The sequence below is a fragment of the Streptomyces sp. NPDC050548 genome (genome assembly GCF_044457385.1).
Classification (GTDB): Bacteria; Actinomycetota; Actinomycetes; order Streptomycetales; family Streptomycetaceae; genus Streptomyces.
Window position 1 is genome coordinate 342499 of sequence record NZ_JBITGV010000002.1, and the last position, 24398, is coordinate 366896.

The following is a 24398-nucleotide window of genomic DNA, read 5'->3' on the forward strand; positions in this document are numbered from 1 at the left end:
GGGGCCGGAGCGGCGGTCATTCCTTGCTCGATCCGGCGAGCATCCCGGACACCAGCGTGCGCTGGGAGAAGAGGAAGAGCACCAGCACGGGCAGGATGGCGATGATGATGGCCAGGGCGAGTTCGGGGATGGTGATGTTCAGTCCGGCGCCGGCGACGGGGTTGAACGACGGTGTGGAGGTGAGCAGTTGGTTCAGCCCCACCTGGACGGGGAACTGCTCGCTGTTCGGCAGCACGAGATACGGCAGGAAGAAGTTGTTCCAGTTGCCGACGAAGCTGAAGAAGGCGACCAGTCCGATCACCGGCTTGGCGAGCGGGAGCGCGATGCGGGAGAAGAGCTGCCACTCCGTGCAGCCGTCGATGCGCGCGGCGGACAGCAGGTCCTTGGGGAGGCTGCTCCCGAAGTAGATGTAGACCAGGTACACGCCGAACGGATAGAAGGAGAAGGGGAGGATCAACGACCAGACGGTGCCGATGAGATGGAAGCGGTTGAGCTCCAGGAAGATCGGCAGCACCAGGGTGGCCTGCGGCATGATCATGGTGACCAGGGTGATCACCAGGAGCGTCTTGCGGCCCCGGAACTTCGTCAGCGCCAGCGCGTAGCCGGCCGGAACGCTGACGAGCAGCGTCAGGACGAGTGAACCGCCTGAGTAGACGGCCGAGTTGAGCAGCCACCTCGACATGGCGCCGTCCTGGAAGGCGAACAAGTGCCGCCAGGCCGCGCCTATTTGATGGAAGGAACCGAAGGACAGCGGGTTGTCCCGCACCACTTCGCCCGCGGTCTTCGACGGGGCCAGCAGCAGCCAGATCACCGGCAGCACGAAGAACACGAGGAGAAAGGCCAGGAGGAGGCCGACCACCAGGAAGGGGAGGCTCCTTGACGGGTGGGCGCGTCGCCGCACGGCCGTCAGGAAGGGAGTCGTCTGTGTCATTTCTCGTCCAACTTGAACAGGTTCGAGCGGGCGACCAGGAGGCCTGCGGCGAGGAGGCCCACGGCCAGGAGGACGACGGAGATGGCGGCGGCGCCGTTGAAGTCGCCCTGCTGGAAGGCGTAGACGTAGGCGAGCTGGTTCGGCGACCAGGTGGGGCTCACCCTGCCGAGGCTGGCGGTCTGGAGGAGTTGGGGCTCGACGAACAGCTGGGTGCCGGTCGCGAAGGCCATGATCGTCATGTAGACGATCCACTGCCGGATCATCGGGATCTGGATGTGCCAGGCGGTGCGCCACGGGCCCGCGCCGTCCATGCGGGCCGCTTCCAGCACCTCGTCGGGGATGTTGTTCAACGCCCCGTACATCACGACCATCCAGCCGCCGGCGCCGGTCCAGAAGGCGATCAGCATGAGGATGAGCGGCAGGTTGCCGGGTGCCAGGACGGCGGCGAACGTCTTGAACCCCAGGGCGGTCAACAGCCGTGACACCGGGCTGACATCGGGGTCCAGCATGAACAGCCAGACCAGGACGCTCGCCACCCCGGCCAGGGCGCCGGGGATGTAGTAGAGGAAGCGGAAGAGCGCCGAGGTGCCCGGGCGTACGCGGCTGCGCAGGACCACGGCGGTCAGCACGACCAGGACGACGAGGGTCACCAGCCACATGGCCAGATAGACCAGCATGTGGGTGAAGGCCGGGACGAAGCGGTAGTCCTGGACGACCTTCACGAACTGGTTGACCCCGGTGAACTGGCCCCGGTCGTTGGTGAGCGACAGATAGAACGCGTACCCGGTGGGAAAGACGCCGAACGCGAGCAGCAGCACCGCGTACCCGGCGACGAAGAAGTAGCCCGCGCGACCGCGGCCCGTGCGCCGCGGCGTGATGCCGTGGCGCACGGGGGAGACGGTGACAGGCTCGGTCTCCAGCAAGGTCACTGATCGACCACCTTGTAGCCCTGGGTCTTGGCCTCGCCGGCGATCTCCTGCTGCCAGGCCGGCAGGGTCTCGGTCAGGGTCTTTCCGGCGGTCAGCGCCGGGAGGACGACGCTGGACCAGGCGGTGGAGTCCGAGAACCTGGTGTTCGACCAGCCGGTCCACACCTCGTTCGCGGCCTGCTCGAACGGCCCGCTCACATCATTGGCGAAGTAGTCCTTGTTGGCCGGGTTCGCCAGCCACGCCTTCGCGGCCTGGGTGTACGCCGGGTAGGTGGGCGCGGTGGCCTGGTTGGCGTCGGAGGTCGTCAGCCAAGTCACCAGATCCGAGGACGCCTTGAGGTTGGCGCTGTGCGAGGACACCATCCACACGCCGCCGCCGACGTTGCCCGTGGCGGTCGTGCTCTCCCCCTCCCAGGCGAGCGGGGGTGCCGCGGCGATCTGCTTGGCCGGGGTCTTGAAGCCGGCCTTGAACAGGTACTGGCCGTACCACGAAGGCCCGTACGCCATAAGGACTTTGGAGCCGCTGTTCTTGGCGAAGCCCTGGCTGAAGAAGCCCTGGGTGGCGACGGCCTTGGCGCTGATCAGGTTGTCCAGCAGCGTCGCCATCCGCGTGCACTTCGGATCGGCCAGGTCGGTGCGCAGGGTGTCCGGCTTCACCAGGTTGAAGGCGGGGCACTGGCCCGACCAGAAGTACGACTCATGGGAGTTGGTGTCGCCGACCGAGCCGACCAGATAGCCCGGGTGCTCCTTGGCGACCTTCTTGCCGAGGGCCTCGTACGCCTGCCATGTCGTGGGGACCTGGTAACCCCACTTGTCCATGAGGGACTTGTTGTACCAGAGGAGGACCTGCGCGATGTCGTTGCGCATGCAGTAGGTGTGGCCGTCGAACTGACAGGGCGTCAGCGAGCCTTTGGCGAAGCCGTCCAGAGTGGTCTGCGGTACGAGCTTCTCGTCCAGGGGCGCGGCGAACGGCTGCGCCCCGGGCTTGGTGGCCTCCGACGCCCAGGTCACGTCGGTCGGATTGCCGAACACCACGTCCGGCCAGCCGCTGCCGGTCCGGTCGAACAGCTGCACCTTCGACTGCAGATACGTCGACCCGTCGGCGCCGCCGTCGTACGTGACGATCTTCATCTTCACGTCGGGGTGCGACTTCTGGTAGGCCTGCACGGACGGCAGCCTGGTCGAGTCGGCCCACACCGTGATCTGTGAACCCGCCTTCTGCGCGGCCGGTTTGAACGCCGACTGCTTGGCGGCGGAAGGGGTGGTGGTGTCGGCGCTGGCGCAGCCCGCCAGTGCCGCCGCGGTGGCCAGGGACAGCGTGATGGCCGCCGCGCGGAGCAGCGAGTGACGCCGACCGGTTCTCGGAGATCGGGAAGACTCCATCGTCTTGCCTTGCCTTTCTGTTCTCGCGCCGCTCAGCGCGGTTGCTCGACGAACGGCAGGAGTTGGCTGCCGTAGCCGAAATCGAGGGGGAGGGCGATGCCGGGCCCCGTGGGGGCGTGCACCAGGCCCTGGTCGTCCACATGGCGCTCTCGGACGACGTTCACCGAGGTCACCAGGGACTCGTAGTAGGTGGTGTTGGAGATGGCCATGCACAGGTGGTGGTTGGGGATGTCCGAACCGTGCACCTCGGCCCGCAGCCGGTAGGCGTCGGCGAGATGCGCGGTGCGCATCGCGCCGGTGATGCCGCCCCGCAGGGTGGTGCCGGCCCGGACGCCGAAGGTGGCGGCACCGGACCGGATGAAGTCGGCCGCGTTCATGTGCGCACCGTCGGAGGTCTCCGCCACCAGCAGCGGTACGTCGACGGTCTCGGCGAGCCGCTGATAGGCCGAGATGCTGAACTCGCGGATCGGCTCCTCGTACCAGAGGTAGTCGGCCTCGGAGAGCGCCCGTCCCAGCCGGATCGCGTCGGGCAGATCGAAGCCCGCCGAACCGTCGTACATGAGCGGGACGTCGGGACCGACGTGCTCGCGCAGGGCCAGGCACAGTTCGGCGTCACGGCGGGCGTCGCCCCAGGCGTGCAGTTTGATCCCGCGATACCCCAGGGCCAGAGACTGGTCCGCCACGTCGAGGAACTCCGCGATGCTCGCGAACGTCGAGGTGGAGGCGTAGGCGGGGATGGCGTCCCGGAAACCGCCGAGCAGGCGCCAGACCGGTTCGCCGTGGTAGCGGCCGGCCAGGTCCCACAGGGCGATGTCGATCAACCCCAGGGTGGGGAGCGGGAGTTCGTGGATACGGTCCAGCTCCCACACCCGGTGCCACAGCCACTCCCGCTGGAACGGGTCGGCTCCGACCAGTTCCTCGCGGAAGACCCGGTCCACCAGGTCCCGCAGGACGACGTGGGCGCCGGGGCGGGCGAACAGCGCGACGCCCTCGGCCCCCTCGTCCGTCCCGATGTGCAGGACCGCGCCGTCGCCCACCGGAGCGCTGCCGCTCAGCCCGTCGCGCCAGCGGAAGGGCGGACTGGCTGCCGGAACATCGATCCGGTGTACTTCGACATGGGTGATCTTCATCCTGGCTTTCGTCTTCTGTGGGGAAACGTTTTGGCTGGAGAACCGCGGGCTCAGAAGCCGCCGTACGCCTGTAGCGCGTAGATGCTGCCGCCGTTGCCGCTGGAACCGGTGACGGTCAGGCGCAGATAGCGCGCGGTGACGGGTGCGTCGGCGAAGGAGTAGACGGTCGACGACGAGGTGGCGGCAGAGGTGTGGTCCTCGAACAGGGACCAGGTCGTGCCGTCGGTGGAGTACTCCAGGCGGTACTTGTAGCCGCCGGACAACTCGAAGGTGGTGACCACGCTGGAGACGCTGGTGTCCTTGCCCAGGTCGACCCGGATCCAGGACGGGTCGGGCAGGCCCGCGCCCTGTGCCCAGCGGGTGGAGGGATTCCCGTCCACCGCCTTCTCGGGCGCGTGGTCCGCGTCGTACTGCGACGAGGCGATGACCGGCTTGTTCAGGGCCAGGTCGTTGTCGGCCGGTGTGGTGACGACGGCCGCCTTGCTCGGGTCGGAGGTGTTCAGTGCCTCGTCGCGTGCCACGACGGTGAAGGAGTACTGCGTGCCGGCGGTCAGACCGGAGACCCGCAGGGTCGTGGCGTCGGTGACAGCGATCCGCTTGCCGTCCTGGTAGACGACATAGCTGGTCACGCCGGTGTCATCGGTGGCCGCGGGCCAACTCACGTCGACCAGGCTGGGCAGCAGCGGCTTGGCCGTCGGCTGTCCGGGGGCGGTCGGGGCCGTGTGGTCCGTGACGGTCCGGGGGGTGCCGTAGACCTGGAAGTCGTAGATGCTGCCGCCGTTCCAGTTGGAGCCGGTGACGGTCAGTCGTACGAAGCGGCCCGCGACCGGAGTGTCCGTGTGGACGTAGTCGGTCGCCGCCGTGGTGTTCGCGGCGGTGCGGTCCGCGAGCGTCTTCCAGTGGACCTCGTCGGGGGAGACCTCGATGCGGTACTTGTATCCGCTCGCCTTCTCGAAGGTCGTGATCGCGCCGTTCACGTCGTACGACGCCCCGAGGTCGACCTGGATCCAGGACGGGTCGGGCAGGCCGAGGCCCTGGGCCCAGCGGGTGGAGAGGTCTCCGTCGACCGCCTTCTCCGGGGTGTTGGCCTCCGAGTACGACGAGGCGGTGATCGGTTTCTTCAGGGCGAGGTCGGAACCGGACGGCATGGTGACCTTGAGCGCCTCGCTGGGCTGGGACTCGTTGCCGGCCGCGTCGCGGGCAGTGATCGTGAAGGTGTACGTCTTTCCGGCGGTCAGGCCCGGGAGGCGCACCGACGTGCTGCCGGTGGCGCTGATCAGCTTGCCGTCGCGGTAGACGGAGTAGCCGGTGACGGCGGTGTCGTCGGTGGAGGCGGCCCAGGTGAGGTCCGCGATCGTCGGGAAGTCGGTGACCGCGCTCGGCGTGCCGGGCGTGCTGGGCGCCTGGTGGTCGGTGACGGCGGGGCCCGGGTCGAGGTGGCGGTAACTCGCCTGCAGGCCCGCGTTGTTGACGATGGAGGCAGGCAGCTGGGCGCAGGAACCCACGGTGGTGTTGCCGCTGATGGTGCTGCCCGTGCTGTTGGCCTGGGTGGAGAAGGCGGGCTGGGTGGTGAAGTTGTTCGTGGCGTCGATGTCCATGCCGTGGTTGAGGAACAGCCACTGGTAGGCGACGTCGCACAGGGCGTTGCCGGTGTTCGTCCAGTACCGGCTGCCCTCGTCGTGGTAGATCGCGCCGTAGGCGGGTGGTGGCGTGCCGTGGATGTAGTTGCCGGAGACCACACCGCCGGGGTTGGAGCTCAGCGTGTAGATGGCGCCGCCGTCGGCCTGCGACTTCATGATGTCGTAGATCTCGTTGTCCGTGACCTTGGTGTCACGGCTGGTCGTGGGGGTGTCCCAGATCGGAACGCCCAGATTCCCGGGGTAGTTGGTGTCGCCGCCCTGGTCGGTGAGGCCCCAGCCCCAGCCGACGGAGATGCCGGTGTAGGGCAGGTCGTAGACCTTGTTGTGGGTGATGGTGGTGTGGTCGGTGTAGCCCGCCAGGATGCCGATGGAGCCGTTGTACTGGTCGGCGACCTTGGTGACCACGTTGTTGGCGACCTGGGTGTCCTTGGTGATGTCCCGGGGGTCGTCGGGGTGGGCGTCGATCACCTCGACTCCGCCGATCTGGATGCCGGTCGCGGCGATCTGGCGGAAGACGTTGCCCGTGATGTCGGTGCCCTGCGTGCCGGTGTTCAGGTTCAGCCCGACCGCGCCGAGATGGGTGAAGGTGTTGCCCTCGAAGCCGATCCCGTGGCCGTAGCCGACGTTCACGGCACCCGGTGTCTTCTGCCACTTCAGACGGGTCGCGTCGAAGGTGGGGTCGTTGCCGACCATCCGGAAACCGGCCTGGCCCTCGATGAGGCCCTCGGACGAACTGGGCGCGAGCCAGGTGGAGTAGGAGAAGGTGATGCCCTGGAAGGACACGTTGCTGACCGGGGCGGCCCGGGTGCCGTCGAGGTCCACCAGGTCCTGCACGAGCGGCACGGTGACGGTCGAAGTGGACAGGTTCTGGCCGGACTTGGGCATGTAGTAGATCTCGCCCGCGCCCTTGTCCAGGTACCACTCACCGGGCGTGTCCAGCAGCTCGCGGGCGTTCTCCAGCCAGGTCGGGTTCTGGATCTCCTGACCCTGCTGGAGATGCGCGTTGTGCCAACAGGGCTGCTGCATCGTCATCTTGAAGTCGGCGATCGACTGCACGGGGCAGCGCATCAGCTTCCAGCCCCAGGAGCTGACGATCTCCAGGTCCGAGGGACGCTTGTACGCGTTGAGACTTGAGTCCGTGAAGGCGTAGCCGGTCGACGTCTGACTGAAGCCGGCCGGGTTCTTGCCGCTGCGCGCGCGGGTCTCCAACTCCCCGTCCACATACAGCTGGCGGGTGTCGATGTCCCCCACCTTGGCCTTGTAGACCTGTCCCGCACTGTCGGCCGGCACCCAGCCGGTTATCTGCTTGCCTCCGCTGATCACTGGGTGGGCGCCGGGGGCGGCCTCGTAGAAGATCCGGTGCCCGTTGCTGCCGGAGTCGCGGGCGGTCAGGGTGAAGGTACGGCTGAGCTGGTAGGTGCCGGACAGGAGCCGGACGTGGATGTCGCCCTTGGCCTTCTGCTTGACATCGCGTACGTAATCCCGTGCGTGGTCAAGGGTCCTGAAGGGGTGCGCGGCGGTGCCCGAGCCCGCGTCCTGGCCGGTCGGGGAGACATAGATGTTCAGGTCCGGCGGTGCGGCGGCCGCCTGGGCCGGTGCGGCGGTCAGCAGGGCGGCCGTCGCGGCCATCGAGAAGGCGGCCGTGAGACTTCTTCGCAGCGGCGTGAAGGCGCCCCTGCGCGCAGACGGATGAGACACGCGAATCCAATCGCCTGAGGGAGGTTGATACCTGCAAGTCCCGGTCGTCCACCGGGACTTGAGGGCGTCGGGCGACCCGATCGCCGTGCTGCGGCACATGCGGGGTCGGCCGGGTTACGAGGCCGGTGCCTCCGGGGAGGGCGGCTGGGCCTCGGGACTGAACAGCCGGTCGCGAATCTTGCTCTCGAACTGGCTCTGGGTGGTGGCGATGTGCTCCACCATCAGCCGCTCGGCGAGATCGGCCGCCCCCGCGGCGACCGCCTCCGCTATGGCCACATGCTGGTGCGCGGCGACTTCCAGCGACCCGGGCACGTCACCGTGGAAGAGCAGCACGTCGGACTGGGACGCCAGACGCCGCACACCGGCGACGCTCGCCCTCAGGAACACGTTGTGCGACGCGGCGCCCACCGCGTCGTGGAACGCCGCGTCCGCCTTGGCGAAGGTGTCCACGTCGTTCATCGTGGCCGCCGTCAGGGAACTCTCCGCGCTCTCCCGGATGGCCCTGACCTCGATCGGGGTGGCGTGGGAGGCGGCACGGCGCGCCGTCTCCGACTCGATCACCTTGCGGTAGTCCAGGAGCATCCGGACGTCTTCCATGCCGGTCGGCCGGAAGTGCGAGAGCTCGTCGTCCAGCAGCCCGCCGACCGAGGCGGCGACGAAGATGCCCGCACCGCGCCGCACTTGGAGCCGGCCGATCGCGGCCAGCACCTTCACGGCCTCCCGGGTGACGTTGCGGGAGGCTCCGAGGATCTGGGCCAGGCCCTGTTCGGTGGGGAGGCGGTCGCCGGGCCGCAGGTTCTGCTGGGCGATGTACTCCAGCAGTTGCTCCGCGACCAGCTCATATCCCGGACGGTAGGCCGGTGTTGAGTCGCCCAAGGCGAGCCCCCTCTTGTGCCACGAATGAATCAGGTTCATTTTCCGTGGCCAATATGGCACTGCCGCTGAGGGTTGGGAAGAGATCGGACAGATCTCGATTCGAGCCCCTGTTGATAACCCAGCAGACCGTCACCAACTACGCATATCGATCAGGGTGTTGCGTGAAATGGATCCTATCCTTAGGGTCCTGCCTGCCAGATGAAGCAGATCCTTCTCTATGCGGCGAGGGCCGTGGAAGCGGGAACCTCGTGAGGGCACGCCCACTGGGCCGTACGAGCGTCCGGGTCAGCACGCTGGGATTCGGTGCCGCCCCCGTCGGCAACCTCCACGGTCCGATCGACGCCGACCAGGCGCGGGCCACCCTCGATGCCGCCTGGGACGTGGGGGTGCGCTACTACGACACCGCCCCGCACTACGGCCTCGGCCTGTCCGAACGGCGGCTCGGCGAGGCCCTCGCGCACCGTCCGCGCACGGAGTTCACCGTCTCCACCAAGGTCGGCCGACTGCTGGAACCCCACCCGGCACCCACCGGATCCGACCTGACGGCAGGAGGCTTCGCCGTCCCCGACACGCTGATACGCCGCCCCGACTACTCACGGGACGGCGTACTGCGAAGTCTGGAAGCCAGCCTCGACCGCCTGCGACTCGACCATGTCGACATCGTCTACGTCCATGATCCCGACGATCACCTGGACACCGCCCTCGACCATGCCCTGCCCGCGCTGACGGCCCTGCGCGACCAAGGTGTCATCGGTGCCGTCGGCGTCGGCATGAACACGGTCGCCCCGCTGCTGCGCGTCGTCGAGGAGGCGGACGTCGACGCCGTGATGGTGGCCGGGCGATGGACCCTCCTCGACCGCACCGCCTGCCCCTTGCTGGACGCGTGCGCCGGACGCGGGGTCGCGGTGGTCGCCGCCGCACCGTTCAACTCCGGCCTGCTCAGCCGCACTTGCCCCGCGAGCGACGCCACCTTCGACTACGGCCCCGCCCCGGAACCGGTGCTGCGCCGCGCCCGGCTCCTCGCCGAGGTCTCCGCCCGACACGGCACCGCACTCCCGCACGCCGCCCTGCGTTTTCCGCTGCGCGACCCCGGTGTGGCCTGCGTGGTCGCGGGCTTCCGTACCCCGGAGGAGATCGTGTCCGCCGCCCGCTGGACCGCCGCCGATCTGACCGCGGAAACATGGCGGGACCTCGACGCAGCAGCGGAGAGCGGAACGGCGGAGTGGGCTTGAACAGCCGTTTGTTCCGCCGCAGTTGACGCATGAGTACGCTCACGGCACCCACGGTGTTCGTGCGAAGGGGGCTGCGATGCACGACGAGGGAAGAGCCGTACCCGCCCACGGAACCCTCGTGCTGTCACGGGAGCGGGGCGGCTGTCGCGACATGCTCCGCGGCTACGACGTGCTCATCGACGACACCCGAGTGGGCAGCATCCGGCGAGGGAAGACGGTCCGCTTCGAAGTGCCGCCAGGAGAACACCGGCTCCAGCTGAAGATCGCCTGGTGCAGCAGCCGGCCCCGCACGGTCCTGGTCGAAGAGGGCGGGACGGTCAACTTCATGTGCGCTCCGGGCGGCGACGCATCCGAGGGGATCGCCGCCATCACCGTCGACAAGGACGACTACATCACCCTGCAGCAGACGTCGTGACCGACCGTCCCCTGAGGTCCCTGCGGAGGATCTTCCCCGACGCCGACTTCGGGATGACGTCGACGAAGTCCACGAGCCGGACCTTCTTGTGCGGGGCGACGCGTTCGGCGACGTACGACATGATCTCGTTCGCCGTCGCGGTGGTGCCGTCCTGGAGGACGACGAACGCGCGGGGAATCTCGCCGGCTTCCTCGTCGGGATGTCCCCGGTGTGCAGGAACCCGTCCGGATCGATCGTGGCCGCGGTCGCCCCGGGGTTGCCGAGGTAGCCCCGCATGACGTTCGGGCCCGCGTGGGTTCCCTTGGCCGCGACCGCCGCCGCGACCCAGTCGTTCGCGTGCCGCGCGATCGACGCCTGAGTCTCCGCGATCAGGGCGGCCCGTCGGTCCAGGCCGAGCCTCGACCAGACGTCCGCCCCTACGGCGAGATCCGCTGTGGCCCTGTCCAGGTTCGCCCGGACTTCCTCGGTGATCTCGTCGTCGACTGGGGGTATCCGAGTCGCGCTCATCTCTGGTTCTCCTCGGGCGGGTTGACGCGGAGGCGTCGAGGAATCGGGGGCTGGTCGAGCCGGTGGCGGCCCTTCTCGTCTCAGGCCTGCTGCGGAGCGGAGATGTACAGGGCGGTCGAGGCGACCTCGAACCCTGCCGCGTGCTTTCCGGCCTCCGCGAACTCGGCGGACTGCAGTGCGGTGGCCACGGTGTCCTCGTCGGCGAAGGCCATCTCGACCACGAGATACGGCGTCACGCCCATGAGCCCGCGCGGGTGGGAGAGCTGGAAGTCGACAAGGCCGGGGATGGCCTTCGCCAGCGCGACGTGCTCATCGCGGTACCGGGTGCCGAAGGCGCCGGGGTCGGCGGGGTCGAAGTACTGGACGACGATGCGGTGCATGGGGTTTCTCCTTGTGCGGGTCGAGCGGCCGTCGTTCGGTCGCGGTCGGTCTAGTAGCCGTCGCGGACGACGAGGGGCTTGCGGAGGCCCTGGGCCAGGGCGGTCGGGGCGCCCTCGAAGCTCACGACGTCGGAGAACACCGGGAGCGGGTCGACGGTGCCGTCTGCGATGAGGGCGAGTACGTCGGGGATGACCGGACCGACGTTGGGCCGGCCCGTCGTGAACGTCACGTTCTGCATGTACATCGAGAGCACGGGCACGGAGACGTCCTGCCAGTAGATGCCGAAGCTGTGGCAAGTGCCGTTCCGGGCAACCGCGTTGAGAGCCGCCTGCAGCCCGTCGGGACGGCCGGACGCGTCGAGGGTCACCTGGAACTCGCGGCCACGGGGCACTTCGTCGAGGATCTCGGCGCCCAGTCCGCGGGCGAGTTCGACGCACTCGGGGTCGAAGGAGTCGACATAGCAGACCGAGGAAGCGCCGAGTGCCTTGGCGAAAGTGACGGCGAAGACGCCGACCGAGCCGGTCCCTCCGATGACGAGGACGTCGGCGCCAGGCGCGTTGCGCAGGGCCGGGGCGACCGCGCTGTAGGTGTCGGAGAGGTTGTCGCCCACCGACGCCGCCGCACGGTCGCTGACCCCCTCGGGCAGCGGCGCCAACCCGTAGCCCGCGAAGGGGATACGGACCGCCTCGGAGAAGAAGCCGCCGAAGTCACCGCCGGTGGGCAGCCCGTACATCGCGTTGCGCGGAACGGTCGTACAACCGGTGGGGCGACCGGACGCGCACGCGGCACAGGTGCCGCACGCGACATGCCAGGCGGGGACGACCAGTTGACCGGGCTTCACGTGCGAGACGTTGTCGCCCACTTCGAGGACCCTGGCCACGGTCTCGTGCCCGAGCGCGAACGGGCCCTGGAACGGCGCCAGTCCCGCGATCATGAAGCGGTCCAGGTCTCAGGTGGTCGAGACGACCGGCTGGACGATCGCGTCGTCGTCGGACTCCAGCACCGGCATCGGGACGTCGACGTAGCGCAGTTCGCCTTTCTTGACGTACTCGAATCTCTGCATGGGTGGCCCTCCTTGGGACTCGGTCGTACGGGACCGGAAACCGGCGCGTGCCGGTCGGGGTTCCGGATGAGTGAACGAAGGCTTGTCTCCGCGGAGTTGATGCCGACGCTCATCGATGAGGCGAGAAGCGTCAGTCGGCGCCGGGGCGGTTGCCCAGCGCGAGGACCAGCAGGTCGTGGATCTCGGCGGCGACCGCCTCGATCGGGGCGCTGCTCTGCTGGGCCCGGGACACGACCACCGCACCCTCCTCCGCGGCGACGATGAGCGCGGCCAGCCGACGGCTTCGGTCCTCGGCGATGCCGTGCCGCCGCAACATGGCCGCCAACGCCTCCTGCCAGCCGGCGAAGACCGCGCCTGCGGAGCGGGCGAGGTGGGGGGGCTTCGTCGTTGGTCTCCACGGCCACGGCCACGATCGGGCAGCCGGCCCGGTAGCGGCTCTTCACGAGCTGGTCGCGCCACACGGTGAAGAACTTGTCGATGGCCGCCACCGGATCGTCGGCCTGCACGGCGGCCTCGATCACACCGGCCATGAAGTCGCCGGCCAGCGCCACCGCCTCCTCGACCAACTGCGTCCGCCCGCCGGGGAAGTGGTGGTACACCGAGCCGCGCGGAGCGCCGCTGTGGGCCAGCACCCGGTCGATGCTGGTCGCGCTCGCGCCGTACTCGCGCAGCAGGGCCACGGTGCTGTTGACCATCCGCTCGCGGCTGTCGCTCTTACGAGGGCTCACGAAACCACCACCTCAGTTGCTCGTCCAAGCGGGTCCGACCTCGCCGAAATTAATCTGTGGTCTATGGCATAGAACATGCAAGGAGGCGGGTGCGCTCCTCCCGGTTTCCCGCCACCGCCACAGACAGGAACCGATTCGCATGCCCACTCAGCTCGACGTCAACGTCTTCACCGCACCGGAGAAGCCACTGGTGGGAGAACGGCCCCGGCCCTTCGGAGCGCCGATGGCCTGGGATCCGATGACCTCGACCCTGATCTACGGCGAGCGCGACGCCGTCCTGGTCGACCCGCTCACCACCGTCACCGAGGCCGAGGCGCTGGCCGACTGGGTCGCCCTGCACCACCGCAACCTGACCACGATCTACATCACCCACGGCCACCTCGACCACTTCGGCGGCCTCGGCGTGCTGCTCCGGCGCCACCCCGGGGCCCGCGCCATCGCGACACCGGGCTCGGTCGAACTGGCGCGGGAGCACGGGAGGGCGCTGCCGGTCTTCCGCAAGTGGTTCCCGGGGCAGATGCCGAACACGCTCACGCTGCCGGAGCCCTACGAGGAGGAGACCTTCACCCTGGAGGGCCACGAGCTGCGGATCATCGAGCAGGGCCACACCGACGGCAAGAACAGCACCTCCCTGTACGTCCCGTCGATCGACCTCGTCGTCGCCGGTGACGTCCTGTACAACCAGTGCCACGCGTATGTCGCCGACACCACTCCCAAGATCCGCGAGAACTGGATCGCCGCGCTGGACCGGCTGGCGGCCCTGAACCCGAGGACGGCCGTGGTCGGCCACAAGAAGCCCGGCGTCCCGGACACCCCCGAGTGCATCGAGACGACGAAGCGCTGGCTCACCGGCTTCGGGCGCCTCCAGGAAAAGGCGTCCACCGACCGCGAGTTGTTCGACGCCATGCACACGCTCTACCCCGACTTCGCAGCCAAGCAGGCATGGCTGATGTTCGGCATGTCCTGACCGGCCGCGTCACCCGCCGGACGGGCCGTGGCGCAGCGCGGCGGCCATCCACTCGCGGAGTGCCGCCGCGCGCTCCGGGTCCGGCTTGGGGGTGCCGTTGATGGTGGCCACCAGGGAGTGGTACTTGGTCAGCAGTCGCAGGCCGGTCGACTTCGCCAATGTCTGTGCCGACCTGCCGTTCCGGTCGAAGTCGACGATGCCGCGCCGGGCCTTCTCGACGTCGTGTCCGTGGTCCCCGGTCATGGCGGTGACCAGCCTCGCCGAGTCGGCGGCCACCCGCTCGGCGATGTCCCGGGCCAGCGGCGACTCCGCGGGCACGCCCGCCTGTTGGGAGGCCTGCGCCTCCAGGAGAAGCTTCCGGTGCCTCTCGACGCGGTCCATCATCTCCGGCGAGGCCATCAGCCTGCCCTGCTCGGTGCCGAAGGTGCGGTGGAGGAAGTCCCGCAGTGCCGTGCGGAACTCCAAGTCCCGCACGATCTCAGCGAGTTCGATCCACGCCTCCAACTGCTCGGTGGACGGCTCCTCGGGCAAATGGGGCCGTTTGTCGTGCAGTTGCTCGACATAGCCGGGATGGACGTCCAGGCCGTCGGTCACGAAGTCCCAGAACTCGCCGATGAGCCGGTCGCGGTCGTCGTCGGACATCGACACCAACTTGTGCATCAGGCTCACCTGTTCCGTCGTGGTGTGCTGTCGCACGATGGTCCGCAGCACGGCCGAGCGCGCCCGGAAGTGCCGTAACTGGTCCTCGACCAGGCGCAGATGAGTGACCGCCAGGTCGTGCAGAGAGGTCTCGGCGCCCAGTACCCGGCGGATGTCGTCGAGGCCGGCACCCAGGTCGCGCAGGGTCCGTACGAGTTCGAGCCGGGCGATGGCGTGCACGTCGTACTGCCGGAAGCCGCCCCCGGTGAGACCGGTGGGGGTGACGACGCCCTCGTCGGCGTAGAACCGGATCGCGCTCACGCTCAGGCCGGTGCGGCGGGCGACGTCTCCGATGGAGTAGAGCTCGTTCATGCCGATCACTATGGGATCTCAAGCGACTTGAGAGTCAAGGGCGGACCGGCGGCCGTCAACGCCGAGTGACTGGAATCTGAGTATAGTGACTGGACTTATTGTCTAGGTGTGGGAGAGGGGGGAAGGTGGACGGCAACCCTGCCCTGGACGCCGAACGGGACGCGATCGTCGGTGCGTTGGGGCCTGTGGTCGAGGGCATCGCGGCGACCTTCGGGCCGGTCTGCGAGGTCGTGTTGCACGACTACCGGCACCCGGAGAAGTCCGTGGTCGCCGTCGCCGGGGCTGTCACCGGGCGCTCGGTGGGCGGTGCGATGAGCGAGATCGGGCTGCGGGTGCTGGCGCGCGGGGACGAGGCCGGCGACGAGCTGAACTACCTCACCCGGACCAAGGGCGGCCTGCTGCTCAAGTCGTCCACGATGGTGCTGCGGGACTCGACGGGCGCGGTGTTCGGCGCGCTGTGCGTCAACGTCGACGTCACCGCCGTACAGCAGGCGCAGGCCGTACTCGCCGGGATCGGCGGGGGCGTCGGGACCGGGGCGGACGAGGCGTCGGGTACGACCACCTTCGGCAACGACATCGACTCCGTGGTCGAGGCCATCGTCGACGCCCATCAGCTGCGGCAGAGCAGAACGTGGGTCCAACTCGGCCGCGCCGAGCGGCTGGAGCTGTTCCGCAGCCTCGACGAGCACGGGGTCTTCGCCGTGCGCCGGGCCGTCGAGCAGGTCGCCGCCCGGCTGGGCATCTCCCGCGCCTCCGCCTACACCTACCTCTCCCAGGCCCGCGCCGCGACCAACACCCCTGCCCCTCCCGCCGACTCCGCTTCCGATGGAGGACCCGCGTGACGACCACCACCCCGCCCATCACCCTCGACGACGTCCGTGACGCCGCCGCGCAGATCAAGGGCGTCGCCCACCGCACACCGGTACTGCGCTCGCGCACCCTCGACGAACTCGTCGGCGCCGAGGTGTTCCTGAAGTGCGAGAACTTCCAGCGCATCGGCGCCTTCAAGTTCCGCGGCGCCTACAACGCGGCCTCCCGGCTGACCCCGGAGCAACTGGCCCGGGGCATCGCCGCCTACTCCTCCGGCAACCACGCCCAGGCCGTCGCCCTCGCCGCCCGTGAACTCGGCACCACCGCGGTGATCGTCATGCCCGAGGACACCCCGGCCCTGAAACTGGCCGCCACCGCGGGATACGGTGCCGAGATCGTCACCTACGACCGCTACACCGGCGACCGGGTGGCCATCGGCGAGGCCCTGGCGGCCGAGCGCGGACTCTCCCTCATCCCGCCCTACGAGCATCCGCACGTCATGGCGGGGCAGGGCACGGCGGCACTCGAACTCGTCGAGGAAGTAGGGGAGTTGGACGCCGTGCTGGTGCCCGTGGGTGGCGGCGGGCTGATCGCCGGGACGGCCACCGCCGTCAAGGGGCTGCACCCGCGCACCCGCGTGACCGGCGTCGAACCGGAGGCCGGGGACGACACCAAACGGTCCCTGGAGGCGGGCCGGCGCGTGACCATCCCGGTGCCGCGCACCATCGCGGACGGACAGGCGGCCAAGACGCCCGGTGAACTGACCTTCTCCGTGAATCAACGGCTCGTCGACGAGATCGCGTTGGTGAGCGACGAGGAGATCAAGGCCGCGATGCGGTTCGCCTTCGAGCGGCTGAAGATCGTCGTCGAGCCGAGCGGCGCCACCCCGCTGGCCGCGCTCCTCGCCGGGCGCGCGGGCCCGGTCGCCGGCCGGGTGGGGATGATCGTCTCGGGCGGCAACATCGGCGCCGAGCGGTTCGCGCAGCTGTGCGCGAGCGGTTCGTCATGACCGCGCCCCAGTAGCGCTTCCCCCGAATGGCGCTCCCGGGTGGACAGGAAGACGATGGAGTGGTGGGGCGCGGCCCCCGCCGGAGCGCCGGTGCCGTCCATGGCAGCCGGGAGACGGAGACCGGCCCCGGCCGTGCTGTGCGCGGCCGGAATGGAGGCAGCCGTCATGCTGGAAGTGAAGACGGTCGAGAAGCCGGACGAGCGGCGTGACTTCCCCCGCGGGCACCTGGAAGCGGTCCACCTCACCGGACTCGACTTCGCGGTGGGCACGTTCGAGCCGGGCTGGCGCTGGTCCGAGTCCGTGGGCCCGATCGCGGGCACCAAGAGCTGCGAGATCCATCACAACGGTTATGTCGTCCAGGGGCGGATGCATCTCCTCATGGACGACGGCGGAGAGGGCGAAGTGGGCCCCGGCGACGTCTTCGTGTGCCCGCCGGGACATGACGCGTGGGTCGTCGGCGACGAGCAGGTGATCGTGTACGACTTCGCCGGCGCCATGGCCACGGACTACGCGAAGGCTCCGTAGCCCCTCCGGACGTACGCGCCCCGCGGCACCGCACCCGCCGGGCGCGTATGTCGTGCGCGGTACCCGACTGTCATGCCCGGTACGCGACGACCTGCCCCTCCGCGTACCCGACGGCCTCCCCGTGTCCGAACAGGCCGGGCAGCCCGCCCGTGTGCACGAACACGGTCCGCTCGCCCGGCCTGATGTCACCGTCCCGGACGGCCGCGATCAGACCGGCCATCGCCCGTCCCGTGTACGTCGGGTCGAGGACGAGCCCGGCGGTGCGGGCGGCCAGCGTGAGCGCTTCGGCGGTCGGCGCGGTGAGCGTGGCGTAGCCGGCGCCGATCTGATCGCGCCGGACCCGGAGTCCCTCGGTCGTGGGCAGGCCCGCGAACTCGCGTACGGCGGCGGCCGGTTCGGGGAGTGCGCCGACGTCGACCCCGAGCACCGCCTCCACTCCGAGTGAGATCACCAGCCCCGCCATCGTGCCGCCCGAGCCGAGCGCGACCACGGCGGCACGGAGATCGGGGAGCTGCCCGCGCAACTCCTCGCCGCAGTGCGCGTACCCGCGTGCGCCGAGCGCGCTGGAACCGCCGAACGGGATCAGCGCGGGCCTGGCGCCGCTGCCGCGCAGCTCTTCGCACACCTCGGCCGCCGCCCGGTCCAGTCCGGCCTGGTCCACCTCGCCCGCCCAGGCGATCCGGGCTCCGAACAGCCCGTCCAGAGCGAGGTTCCCGGAGCGGGACCCGCCCGGCGCTCCGCGCAGCACCAGCACCACGGCGAGGCCCAGCCGGGCTCCGGCGGCGGCCGTCAGGCGGGCGTGGTTGCTCTGCGGGGCGCCTGTGGTGACCAGGGTGTCCGCGCCCTCGGCGAGCGCCGCGCCCACGGTCCACTCCAGCTTGCGGATCTTGTTGCCGCCGCCTCCGAGGCCGGTCAGGTCGTCGCGCTTGATCCACAGGTCGTCCGGCCCGAGCCCGATCGCGGTGGCCAGCCGGGGCGCCGGTTCGACGGGGGTGGGGAAGGTGGCCAGGTCCACGCGGGGGTCGCTCATGGCGTACATCATCGCGCGCTTCGGAGTCGTGCCCGCTTGTGGGCCGGCCTGCGGGCTTGCCCCTGGAAACCGATCGGTTTACTGTGGTCGACATGAGGAAACCGATCGGTTTCCACCTGTGTCGGGTGCTCCACGGCATCCCCTCATCCCGGAGATCTCCATGACCGACATCGAAGGTTCCGTCGTCCTCGTCACCGGCGGCAGCCGTGGCATCGGCCGCGCACTGGTGCAGGCCCTGTACGAGCGCGGCGCCAAGAAGGTGTACGCCACCGCCCGCGACCCGAAGACCGTCACCCACCCGGACGCCGTACCGCTGGCGCTGGAGGTCAGCGACCCCGCGTCCGTCGCGGCGGCGGCCGAGCAGGCGCAGGACGTCACGATCCTGATCAACAACGCGGGCGCGGCCGTCAACGCGAACTTCCTGGACTCGCCCGTCGAGGACATCCGCCGCGAGTTCGAGACCAACTTCTACGGCCCGCTGCTGGTCACACGCGCCTTCGTGCCGATCATCGAGCGCAACGGCGGCGGACACATCCTGAACTTCCACTCCGTGCTGTCCTGGGTCGGTCTCGCCGGCTCCTACAGCGCGTCCAAGGCCGCCTTCTGGTCGCAGACCAATTCCCTGCGCCTGGACCTGAAGCCGCGCGGCATCGAGGTCACCGGACTGCACGTCGGCTACGTCGACACGGACATGGCCGCACATGTCGACGGGCCCAAGTCCACTCCCGAGAGCGTGGCGGCCCAGGCCCTCGACGGCATCGAGTCCGGCGCCTTCGAGGTCCTGGCCGACGATCTGACCCGGCAGGTCAAGGCGGGGCTGTCCGCCGAAGGCGGCGCGCTCTACCCGCAGTTGACCGCCGCCGTCTAGTTCAGATCGGCAGCAACCGGCCCACCAGCGAGCTGAGTTGCTTCGCGTTGCGGCACTCGTGCATCTCGACCAGTTCCGCGTAGCCGGGCGCGGCCGAGTCGCCGGTGCCCCACTGGGAGCGCTGCTCGGGGTTCAACCAGTAGACGCGGCGGGCCCGTTGGGCGATGTGCCGGACGGCCGGGAGATTCGGGTCGCTCATGTTGGTGCGGGCGTCACCGAGGACGAACACGGTCGTGCGCGGGCCGACAGCGTCGCCGTACCGCTCCGCGAACTCGCCGAGGGCGACGCCGTAGTCGCTGCTTCCGTGCCAGCCGGTGAGAGTGGCCTCGGCGCGGATGCGGGCGCCGAGCCCCTCGGGGTCGGCCGTGTCGTGCGCGAGCAGCCCGGTCACCTCGTCGAGGCGGTTGACGAAGGCGAACACACGGACCTTGCTGAACTGGTCGTGCAGCGCCTGCACCAGCAGCATCGTGAAGTCGGAGAAGCCCGACACCGAGCCCGACACATCGCACAGCAGCACCAGTTCGGGCCGGACCGGCCGGCGCCTGCGCAGCACCGGCCGCATCGGCACCCCGCCCGTGGACAGCGAACCGCGCAGGGTGCGACGGAGGTCGATCGTGCCCCGGGAGGCGCGGCGCCGGCGGGCGGCGAGGCGGGTGGCCAACTTCCGGGCCAGCGGCTGAACAGCCCTGCGCAGCTCGGCCAGTTGGGCCCGGCCCGCGAACAGGAAGTCGACGCGGTCGGCCGTCGGCGCCACCGCCCGCCGGGCGATCTGGTCCCGGCCGCGCCGCTCGGCGACCCGGCGCCGCGCCTCGGCGGCGACCTGCCGCCGGAAGCCCTCGATGCGCTGCCGGATCTCGTCGTCCAGCAGCCGGTCGGTGAACCCGGCGTCCCCGCCCTGCGCCCGGATGCTCGTCCGCACCCGGGCCAGCAGCGTCTGCGGTCGCAGCCACTCCAGGGTCTGGTGCGACGACCAGCCGTCCGACGCGGGGGAGTTGCCGTAGCCGCCGAAACCGTCGACCGCCTCCGCCGCCAACTGCCCCATCAACGCACGGTCGTTGGCGGTGAGCGCCGCCGCGAGCCGGTCGCGGAGATCGTCGCGGCCGGTGGGCTCGCCCTGCGGCGCTCCGATGCCGCGCGGGAAGTAGAGGTCGAAGACCGGGTCGAACACGGGGCGTTGGGCGTTCCCGTGCAGCAGCGTCGCGGCCAGCCCCTCGCGCAGCAGCTCCCGGTCCGTGAACCCGAGCGCCTCCATCGCCAGCGCCGCGTCGACGGTCTCGCCGGTCCCGATCCGCAGACCGTGCGCACGCAGCGCCGCGACGAGGCCCGTCAGCCGCTCGGCGACATCGGTGACCTCGGTGGCGGTCACACCGCGTCCAGGTCGAGCTTCGCCGCCGCCCTGAGGATGTCGTCCTGGTGCTTCAGGAGTACGCCCAGGGTGTCCCGTACGACCGTCTCGTCGAGCGTGTCCGCGCCGAGCGCCAGCAGGGTGCGGGCCCAGTCGATGGTCTCGGCCACCGACGGCACCTTCCGCAGCTCCATCTCCCGCAGCGCCCCGACCACCCGGACCACCGACTCGGCCAGGGTCTCGCCGAGCCCGGGCACCTTCAGCCGTACGATCCGGCGCTCCAACTCCTCGTCGGGGAAGCCGATATGGAGGAACAGGCAACGGCGACGCAGGGCCTCGGAGAGTTCGCGGCTCGCGTTCGAGGTGAGGACCACGAAGGGGCGGCGGGTCGCGGTGATCGTGCCCAACTCCGGGACGGTGACCTGGAAGTCGCTGAGCACCTCCAGCAGCAGGCCCTCCACCTCGACGTCCGCCTTGTCGGTCTCGTCGATCAGCAGGACCTTCGGGTCGTCGCCGCGGATCGCGGTGAGCAGCGGGCGGGGGAGCAGGAACTCCTCGCTGAAGATGTCGGTGCGGGTCTCGTCCCAGCTCTCGTCGCGGCCCGCGCTGATGCGCAGCAGCTGCTTGGCGTGGTTCCACTCGTACAGCGCGCGGGACTCGTCGACGCCCTCGTAGCACTGGAGCCGGACCAGCTCCGCGCCGGCGACCTCGGCGACGGCCTTCGCCAGCTCCGTCTTGCCGACGCCGGCCGGGCCCTCGACCAGGAGCGGCTTGCCGAGGCGGTCGGCGAGGAACACGGTCGTGGCGACGGCGGGCGAGGCCAGATAGCCGGTCTCGGCGAGGCGCGCGGCGACTTCGTCGACGGAACGGAACACGGGGCCTCCGGCGGATCACGGGTGGTGTGTTGGTACGCGGCATGTCCAAGCGCTTGCTCACCTTTACTGTCGCCCGGAAGCAGGCCTCCGCGCAAGCCTGTACACCGATCGGTTTCCTCTCGGCTTCCGGCGCGGTAACCTCGCACTATGGCCACGACAGACAAGGTGTCCCCCCGAGACCGGCTGCTCGACGCGGCGGCCGAACGCTTCTACCGCGACGGCGTCTCCATCGGCGTCGAGGCGCTGTGCCGGTCCGCCGGAGTCTCGAAACGGTCGATGTACCAGCTCTTCGACAGCAAGGACGAGGTCCTGGCCGCGAGCCTGGAGCGCCGGGCCCCCGGTTACGCGGCGCGCCTCATGCCGGGCCCGGACGACGCCGGTACGCCCCGTGAGCGCATCCTGTACGTCTTCGAGCAGGCGGAGAAGGCGTCGATCGGGCCCGAGTACATGGGCTGCCCCTTTCTCGCCGCGCTGGTCGAACTGAAGGACCCCGAGCATCCGGCGAGTGTCGTCGCCCGCGCCGCCAAGGAGACGTTGCAGGAGGCTTTCCGCGTCCAGGCCGAGCTGGGCGGCGCGCACGATCCCGCTCTGCTGGCCCGCCAGTTGATGCTGATCTTCGACGGGGCCAGTGCCCGTGCCGGTGCGAGGTTGGAGACGCTGGACGGGCTCACCCTGGAGACGGTGACGATACTGCTGGACGCGGCCGGCGTCGCCTGAACGCCGGTCGCTATGGCCGCTGCCCCGTTCTGCGCGCCCTGAAGGGGCGCGGGGAACTGCGCGACCAGCCACGACGGTGCCGCGGACAAGCCACAGCCCGACTGCCCCTGACCCGTCCGGCAGGACTCACGCCGCCAATCCCACCGACTCCACCGCCGGCGTCCGCAGCACCCGTCGTGCCGTCAGCAGGCTCGTCCCCAGCGTCACCGTCGCCGCCACCGCGACGACCGTCAGCCAGATCCCGAGGCCCTGGTGGGGCAGCACCGAGTCCGTGCGGACCATGGTGAACGGGATGATCCCCGCCAGCGCGGCCACCGTGCCGGACAGGACTCCGGTGACCGTGAGGATCGCCGTCTCGGTGCCCACCGTGCGCAGCACCTGTCCCGGAGTCGCGCCCGCGAGGCGCTGTCCGCCGAACTCCCGGGCGCGGTAAGTCGTCGCCGCGTACAGGGAGTTGACCAGCATCACGCAGACGAAGACCACGATGATGCCGACGACCGTGAAGTTCAGCGTCTCCAGGTTCTTCGCGTCCACCGATTTCTGCAGCCCCGAGGCCTTCACCGCGTCGCTCTCCACCGCCTGCATGGAGAGCGTCGCCGTGGACACCGCCGTGAACAGGATCAGCGACATCAGGATGCCGGACAGCTCAGCGGCCCGCTCACGCAGATTGCGGACGGCCAACCAGCCGCTCGCGCCCGCCAGTTCGAGGCGGTCGAGCAGCGACTTCAGCAGCCGGGGCGCCAGTAGCGCCAGTCCCACCGAGAGCAGGATCGCCCCGTACGCCGGTGCCGCCATCAGCGCGGCGTCCGTCGCGGAGAACGCGAAGGTCGACGACACCGACACCACACCCGCGACCAGCGCGCCGTACGCGAGCAACGTCCTTGCCCGGCCCGGCTGTTGACGCCGGCGGGTCGCCCGCCGTACGGCCAGGAACGCGGCGCCCGCCGAGGCGAGGAGGGTGATGCCGAGGCCGGACTGGAGGGCGTAGGGCCCGAACGAGTAGTCGACGGACCGTGCCACCTGTCCGCTGTCCTGGAACACCCCGAGCAGTGCACGTCCGCCGAGCATCGCCGGGCCGACGGCGAGGAGCGCGCCCAGCAGGGCGACCGCCACCGCCTCACCCACGACCATCCGCTTGAGCTGCGCCGGAGTCGCCCCCGAGCAGCGCAGAGTCTCCAGCTCCCTTGTGCGCTGCCGCACATTGACCGTCAGCGTGGAGGCCACGGCGAAGAACACCAGCAGAGTGCCGTAGCCGCCGACGACACTCGCCGACGTGGACAGCGTCTCGGCGCTCACCGAGTCGATGCCGTGCTGTGCCGCCGTGTCGTGCAGCGAGTCGAACGTCATGATGATCGCCGCGCCGAGGAACGCGGCCAGCAGTGTGGCCAGGAACCGACCCGGCCGCTGCCGGATCGAACGCATCGCCAGTACGAACATCGGTCACACCCCCACCGTCACGTCGTCGCCCAGGTGCGCCAGCCGCTCGGCGACCGCGTCCACGGTCGGCGCGTGCATCCGGCCGGCGAGCCTGCCGTCCGCGAGGAACACCACCGAGTCGGCGTACGAGGCCGCGACCGGGTCGTGCGTCACCATCACCACGGTCCGCCCGTGCACCCGCACCGCCTCCCGCAACAGCAGCAGCACGTCCCGCGCGCTGCGCGTGTCCAGGGCACCGGTCGGCTCGTCCGCGAAGATCACCCGGGGCTCGGTGACCAGCGCGCGGGCGATGGCGACCCGCTGCCGCTGACCGCCGGAGAGCTGGTCGGGGCGGTGGCCGAGCCGGTCCCCGAGACCGACCGCGGTCAACACCTCCCGGGCCCGCGCACGGTCGACGCGCCGGCCGGCCAGCTTCAGCGGCAGCACGGTGTTCTGCGCGACGGTGAGCGTGTCGAGGAGGTTGTACTGCTGGAACACGAACCCGATCCGCCCCCGCCGGAACCTCGTCAACTCCGCCTCGCTCCCGCCCGTCAGCTCCGCGCCGTCGACCATCACGATCCCGCTGTCCGGCCGGTCGAGCCCCGCCGCACATTGCAACAGCGTCGACTTGCCGGACCCCGAAGGCCCCATCACCGCCGTGAACGTGCCGCGCTCCAGGCTCAGCGTGACCCCGTCCAGGGCGGTCACCGCGCTGTCGTCGCGGCCGTAGGTCCTGCTGACCTTGACCAGCCGCAGCGCCTCGGCGGCGGGTCCCTTGTCGTGCGTCCGTCGTGCGGTGCGAAACATCGCCATCACCCTCCGTGCGGCACGCCCTGTGCCTCGCCGACGACGCTACGGAGCGCGCGGAGTACGCACATTGGGCGCAGAACCCGTATCCCGGGGTGTACTCAGC

Annotated in this window: 24 protein-coding genes and 1 pseudogene; 8 read left to right on the forward strand and 17 right to left on the reverse strand. The window is 69.9% G+C overall.

Features of this window, described 5'->3' with window-relative positions; all coding sequences use genetic code 11:
* Window positions 1–16: 16 nt before the first annotated feature.
* From ACIBJH_RS07375 to ACIBJH_RS07400, 6 genes are all read right to left on the reverse strand, one after another.
* Window positions 17–931: a carbohydrate ABC transporter permease gene (locus tag ACIBJH_RS07375; protein ID WP_399115874.1), complete on the reverse strand. Its 915-nt coding sequence runs from the start codon at window positions 929–931 to the stop codon at window positions 17–19.
* Window positions 928–1860, reverse strand: a complete 933-nt coding sequence (locus ACIBJH_RS07380) for a carbohydrate ABC transporter permease (protein ID WP_399115875.1) — start codon at window positions 1858–1860, stop codon at window positions 928–930. The genes ACIBJH_RS07375 and ACIBJH_RS07380 overlap by 4 nt, the downstream gene beginning before the upstream one ends.
* Complete coding sequence (locus ACIBJH_RS07385; protein WP_399115876.1) at window positions 1857–3242, reverse strand: ABC transporter substrate-binding protein; 1386 nt, start codon at window positions 3240–3242, stop codon at window positions 1857–1859. Before ACIBJH_RS07385 ends, ACIBJH_RS07380 begins: the two co-directional genes overlap by 4 nt.
* A 32-nt stretch (window positions 3243–3274) precedes the next feature.
* The gene (locus ACIBJH_RS07390) at window positions 3275–4372 is read right to left on the reverse strand and encodes an enolase C-terminal domain-like protein (protein ID WP_200710081.1); all 1098 of its coding nucleotides are present in this window, start codon (window positions 4370–4372) and stop codon (window positions 3275–3277) included.
* Window positions 4373–4422: 50 nt separating this feature from the next.
* Complete coding sequence (locus tag ACIBJH_RS07395) at window positions 4423–7641, reverse strand: discoidin domain-containing protein (RefSeq protein ID WP_399116375.1); 3219 nt, start codon at window positions 7639–7641, stop codon at window positions 4423–4425.
* A gap of 183 nt (window positions 7642–7824) precedes the next feature.
* The gene (locus ACIBJH_RS07400) at window positions 7825–8625 is read right to left on the reverse strand and encodes a FadR/GntR family transcriptional regulator (protein WP_200710082.1); all 801 of its coding nucleotides are present in this window, start codon (window positions 8623–8625) and stop codon (window positions 7825–7827) included.
* Window positions 8626–8834: 209 nt separating this feature from the next.
* Here ACIBJH_RS07400 and ACIBJH_RS07405 point away from each other — a divergent pair, with 209 nt between their 5' ends.
* Window positions 8835–9818, forward strand: a complete 984-nt coding sequence (locus ACIBJH_RS07405; protein ID WP_399115877.1) for an aldo/keto reductase — start codon at window positions 8835–8837, stop codon at window positions 9816–9818.
* A gap of 76 nt (window positions 9819–9894) precedes the next feature.
* The gene (locus ACIBJH_RS07410; RefSeq protein WP_399115878.1) at window positions 9895–10233 is read left to right on the forward strand and encodes a hypothetical protein; all 339 of its coding nucleotides are present in this window, start codon (window positions 9895–9897) and stop codon (window positions 10231–10233) included.
* Here the strand turns inward: ACIBJH_RS07410 and ACIBJH_RS07415 are convergent.
* From ACIBJH_RS07415 to ACIBJH_RS07435, 5 genes and pseudogenes are all read right to left on the reverse strand, one after another.
* On the reverse strand, window positions 10211–10639 hold the full coding sequence (locus ACIBJH_RS07415) for a hypothetical protein (RefSeq protein ID WP_399116376.1): 429 nt from the start codon (window positions 10637–10639) through the stop codon (window positions 10211–10213). The two genes, ACIBJH_RS07410 and ACIBJH_RS07415, sit on opposite strands and share 23 nt — an antisense overlap.
* Before the next feature lie 181 nt (window positions 10640–10820).
* The gene (locus ACIBJH_RS07420; protein ID WP_399115879.1) at window positions 10821–11120 is read right to left on the reverse strand and encodes an EthD family reductase; all 300 of its coding nucleotides are present in this window, start codon (window positions 11118–11120) and stop codon (window positions 10821–10823) included.
* Window positions 11121–11170: 50 nt separating this feature from the next.
* A complete protein-coding gene (locus ACIBJH_RS07425; protein ID WP_399115880.1) occupies window positions 11171–12055 on the reverse strand; it encodes a zinc-binding dehydrogenase in 885 nt (294 codons plus the stop codon).
* Between the two features lie 259 nt (window positions 12056–12314).
* Entirely contained in the window at window positions 12315–12500 is a 186-nt protein-coding gene (locus ACIBJH_RS07430) for a hypothetical protein (RefSeq protein ID WP_399115881.1), read from the reverse strand.
* A gap of 109 nt (window positions 12501–12609) precedes the next feature.
* A pseudogene (locus ACIBJH_RS07435) lies at window positions 12610–12879 on the reverse strand (TetR/AcrR family transcriptional regulator); the annotation flags it as partial.
* Window positions 12880–13051: 172 nt separating this feature from the next.
* Here ACIBJH_RS07435 and ACIBJH_RS07440 point away from each other — a divergent pair.
* Window positions 13052–13879: an MBL fold metallo-hydrolase gene (locus ACIBJH_RS07440; RefSeq protein ID WP_399115882.1), complete on the forward strand. Its 828-nt coding sequence runs from the start codon at window positions 13052–13054 to the stop codon at window positions 13877–13879.
* 9 nt (window positions 13880–13888) lie between these two features.
* On the opposite strand, the gene ACIBJH_RS07445 is transcribed toward ACIBJH_RS07440, so the two are convergent.
* Window positions 13889–14890: a MerR family transcriptional regulator gene (locus ACIBJH_RS07445; RefSeq protein ID WP_399115883.1), complete on the reverse strand. Its 1002-nt coding sequence runs from the start codon at window positions 14888–14890 to the stop codon at window positions 13889–13891.
* 125 nt (window positions 14891–15015) lie between these two features.
* Between ACIBJH_RS07445 and ACIBJH_RS07450 the strand changes: the two genes are divergently transcribed.
* The 3 genes from ACIBJH_RS07450 to ACIBJH_RS07460 all read left to right on the forward strand — a co-directional run bounded on the left by ACIBJH_RS07450 (window position 15016) and on the right by ACIBJH_RS07460 (window position 17234).
* Window positions 15016–15732: a transcriptional regulator gene (locus ACIBJH_RS07450; RefSeq protein WP_399115884.1), complete on the forward strand. Its 717-nt coding sequence runs from the start codon at window positions 15016–15018 to the stop codon at window positions 15730–15732.
* Window positions 15729–16709: a pyridoxal-phosphate dependent enzyme gene (locus tag ACIBJH_RS07455; protein WP_399115885.1), complete on the forward strand. Its 981-nt coding sequence runs from the start codon at window positions 15729–15731 to the stop codon at window positions 16707–16709. Before ACIBJH_RS07450 ends, ACIBJH_RS07455 begins: the two co-directional genes overlap by 4 nt.
* 165 nt (window positions 16710–16874) lie before the next feature.
* Entirely contained in the window at window positions 16875–17234 is a 360-nt protein-coding gene (locus ACIBJH_RS07460; RefSeq protein ID WP_399115886.1) for a cupin domain-containing protein, read from the forward strand.
* 70 nt (window positions 17235–17304) lie between these two features.
* Here the strand turns inward: ACIBJH_RS07460 and ACIBJH_RS07465 are convergent, their stop codons facing one another.
* The gene (locus ACIBJH_RS07465) at window positions 17305–18264 is read right to left on the reverse strand and encodes a D-cysteine desulfhydrase family protein (RefSeq protein ID WP_399115887.1); all 960 of its coding nucleotides are present in this window, start codon (window positions 18262–18264) and stop codon (window positions 17305–17307) included.
* A 160-nt stretch (window positions 18265–18424) separates the two neighbouring features.
* Between ACIBJH_RS07465 and ACIBJH_RS07470 the strand changes: the two genes are divergently transcribed.
* Complete coding sequence (locus ACIBJH_RS07470; RefSeq protein WP_399115888.1) at window positions 18425–19132, forward strand: SDR family oxidoreductase; 708 nt, start codon at window positions 18425–18427, stop codon at window positions 19130–19132.
* Window position 19133: 1 nt separating this feature from the next.
* Here ACIBJH_RS07470 and ACIBJH_RS07475 read toward each other — a convergent pair whose 3' ends face one another.
* Both ACIBJH_RS07475 and ACIBJH_RS07480 read right to left on the reverse strand, forming a co-directional pair.
* The gene (locus ACIBJH_RS07475) at window positions 19134–20498 is read right to left on the reverse strand and encodes a VWA domain-containing protein (RefSeq protein WP_399115889.1); all 1365 of its coding nucleotides are present in this window, start codon (window positions 20496–20498) and stop codon (window positions 19134–19136) included.
* Window positions 20495–21352, reverse strand: coding sequence for a MoxR family ATPase (locus tag ACIBJH_RS07480; protein ID WP_093623538.1), 858 nt, complete (start codon window positions 21350–21352; stop codon window positions 20495–20497). Before ACIBJH_RS07480 ends, ACIBJH_RS07475 begins: the two co-directional genes overlap by 4 nt.
* Window positions 21353–21499: 147 nt before the next feature.
* Here ACIBJH_RS07480 and ACIBJH_RS07485 point away from each other — a divergent pair, with 147 nt between their 5' ends.
* Window positions 21500–22069 carry a TetR/AcrR family transcriptional regulator gene (locus ACIBJH_RS07485; protein ID WP_399115890.1) on the forward strand — a complete coding sequence of 190 codons (570 nt, stop codon included), beginning with the start codon at window positions 21500–21502 and terminating at the stop codon, window positions 22067–22069.
* Window positions 22070–22195: 126 nt separating this feature from the next.
* Here ACIBJH_RS07485 and ACIBJH_RS07490 read toward each other — a convergent pair whose 3' ends face one another.
* The gene (locus tag ACIBJH_RS07490) at window positions 22196–23506 is read right to left on the reverse strand and encodes an FtsX-like permease family protein (protein ID WP_399115891.1); all 1311 of its coding nucleotides are present in this window, start codon (window positions 23504–23506) and stop codon (window positions 22196–22198) included.
* 3 nt (window positions 23507–23509) lie between these two features.
* Window positions 23510–24292 carry an ABC transporter ATP-binding protein gene (locus ACIBJH_RS07495; RefSeq protein ID WP_399115892.1) on the reverse strand — a complete coding sequence of 261 codons (783 nt, stop codon included), beginning with the start codon at window positions 24290–24292 and terminating at the stop codon, window positions 23510–23512.
* Window positions 24293–24398: the final 106 nt, after the last annotated feature.

Bases quoted from the DNA above. Each gene is read 5' to 3' on its own strand.
- ACIBJH_RS07440 (WP_399115882.1), top strand. From the start codon at position 13,052: ATGCCCACTCAGCTCGACGTCAACGTCTTCACCGCACCGGAGAAGCCA.
- ACIBJH_RS07420 (WP_399115879.1), bottom strand. From the start codon at position 11,120: ATGCACCGCATCGTCGTCCAGTACTTCGACCCCGCCGACCCCGGCGCC.
- ACIBJH_RS07390 (WP_200710081.1), bottom strand. From the start codon at position 4,372: ATGAAGATCACCCATGTCGAAGTACACCGGATCGATGTTCCGGCAGCC.
- ACIBJH_RS07385 (WP_399115876.1), bottom strand. From the start codon at position 3,242: ATGGAGTCTTCCCGATCTCCGAGAACCGGTCGGCGTCACTCGCTGCTC.
- ACIBJH_RS07485 (WP_399115890.1), top strand. From the start codon at position 21,500: ATGGCCACGACAGACAAGGTGTCCCCCCGAGACCGGCTGCTCGACGCG.
- ACIBJH_RS07465 (WP_399115887.1), bottom strand. From the start codon at position 18,264: ATGAGCGACCCCCGCGTGGACCTGGCCACCTTCCCCACCCCCGTCGAA.
- ACIBJH_RS07490 (WP_399115891.1), bottom strand. From the start codon at position 23,506: ATGTTCGTACTGGCGATGCGTTCGATCCGGCAGCGGCCGGGTCGGTTC.
- ACIBJH_RS07395 (WP_399116375.1), bottom strand. From the start codon at position 7,641: ATGGCCGCGACGGCCGCCCTGCTGACCGCCGCACCGGCCCAGGCGGCC.
- ACIBJH_RS07410 (WP_399115878.1), top strand. From the start codon at position 9,895: ATGCACGACGAGGGAAGAGCCGTACCCGCCCACGGAACCCTCGTGCTG.
- ACIBJH_RS07495 (WP_399115892.1), bottom strand. From the start codon at position 24,292: ATGTTTCGCACCGCACGACGGACGCACGACAAGGGACCCGCCGCCGAG.
- ACIBJH_RS07400 (WP_200710082.1), bottom strand. From the start codon at position 8,625: ATGAACCTGATTCATTCGTGGCACAAGAGGGGGCTCGCCTTGGGCGAC.
- ACIBJH_RS07470 (WP_399115888.1), top strand. From the start codon at position 18,425: ATGACCGACATCGAAGGTTCCGTCGTCCTCGTCACCGGCGGCAGCCGT.
- ACIBJH_RS07430 (WP_399115881.1), bottom strand. From the start codon at position 12,500: ATGTTGCGGCGGCACGGCATCGCCGAGGACCGAAGCCGTCGGCTGGCC.
- ACIBJH_RS07460 (WP_399115886.1), top strand. From the start codon at position 16,875: ATGCTGGAAGTGAAGACGGTCGAGAAGCCGGACGAGCGGCGTGACTTC.
- ACIBJH_RS07425 (WP_399115880.1), bottom strand. From the start codon at position 12,055: ATGATCGCGGGACTGGCGCCGTTCCAGGGCCCGTTCGCGCTCGGGCAC.
- ACIBJH_RS07445 (WP_399115883.1), bottom strand. From the start codon at position 14,890: ATGAACGAGCTCTACTCCATCGGAGACGTCGCCCGCCGCACCGGCCTG.
- ACIBJH_RS07375 (WP_399115874.1), bottom strand. From the start codon at position 931: ATGACACAGACGACTCCCTTCCTGACGGCCGTGCGGCGACGCGCCCAC.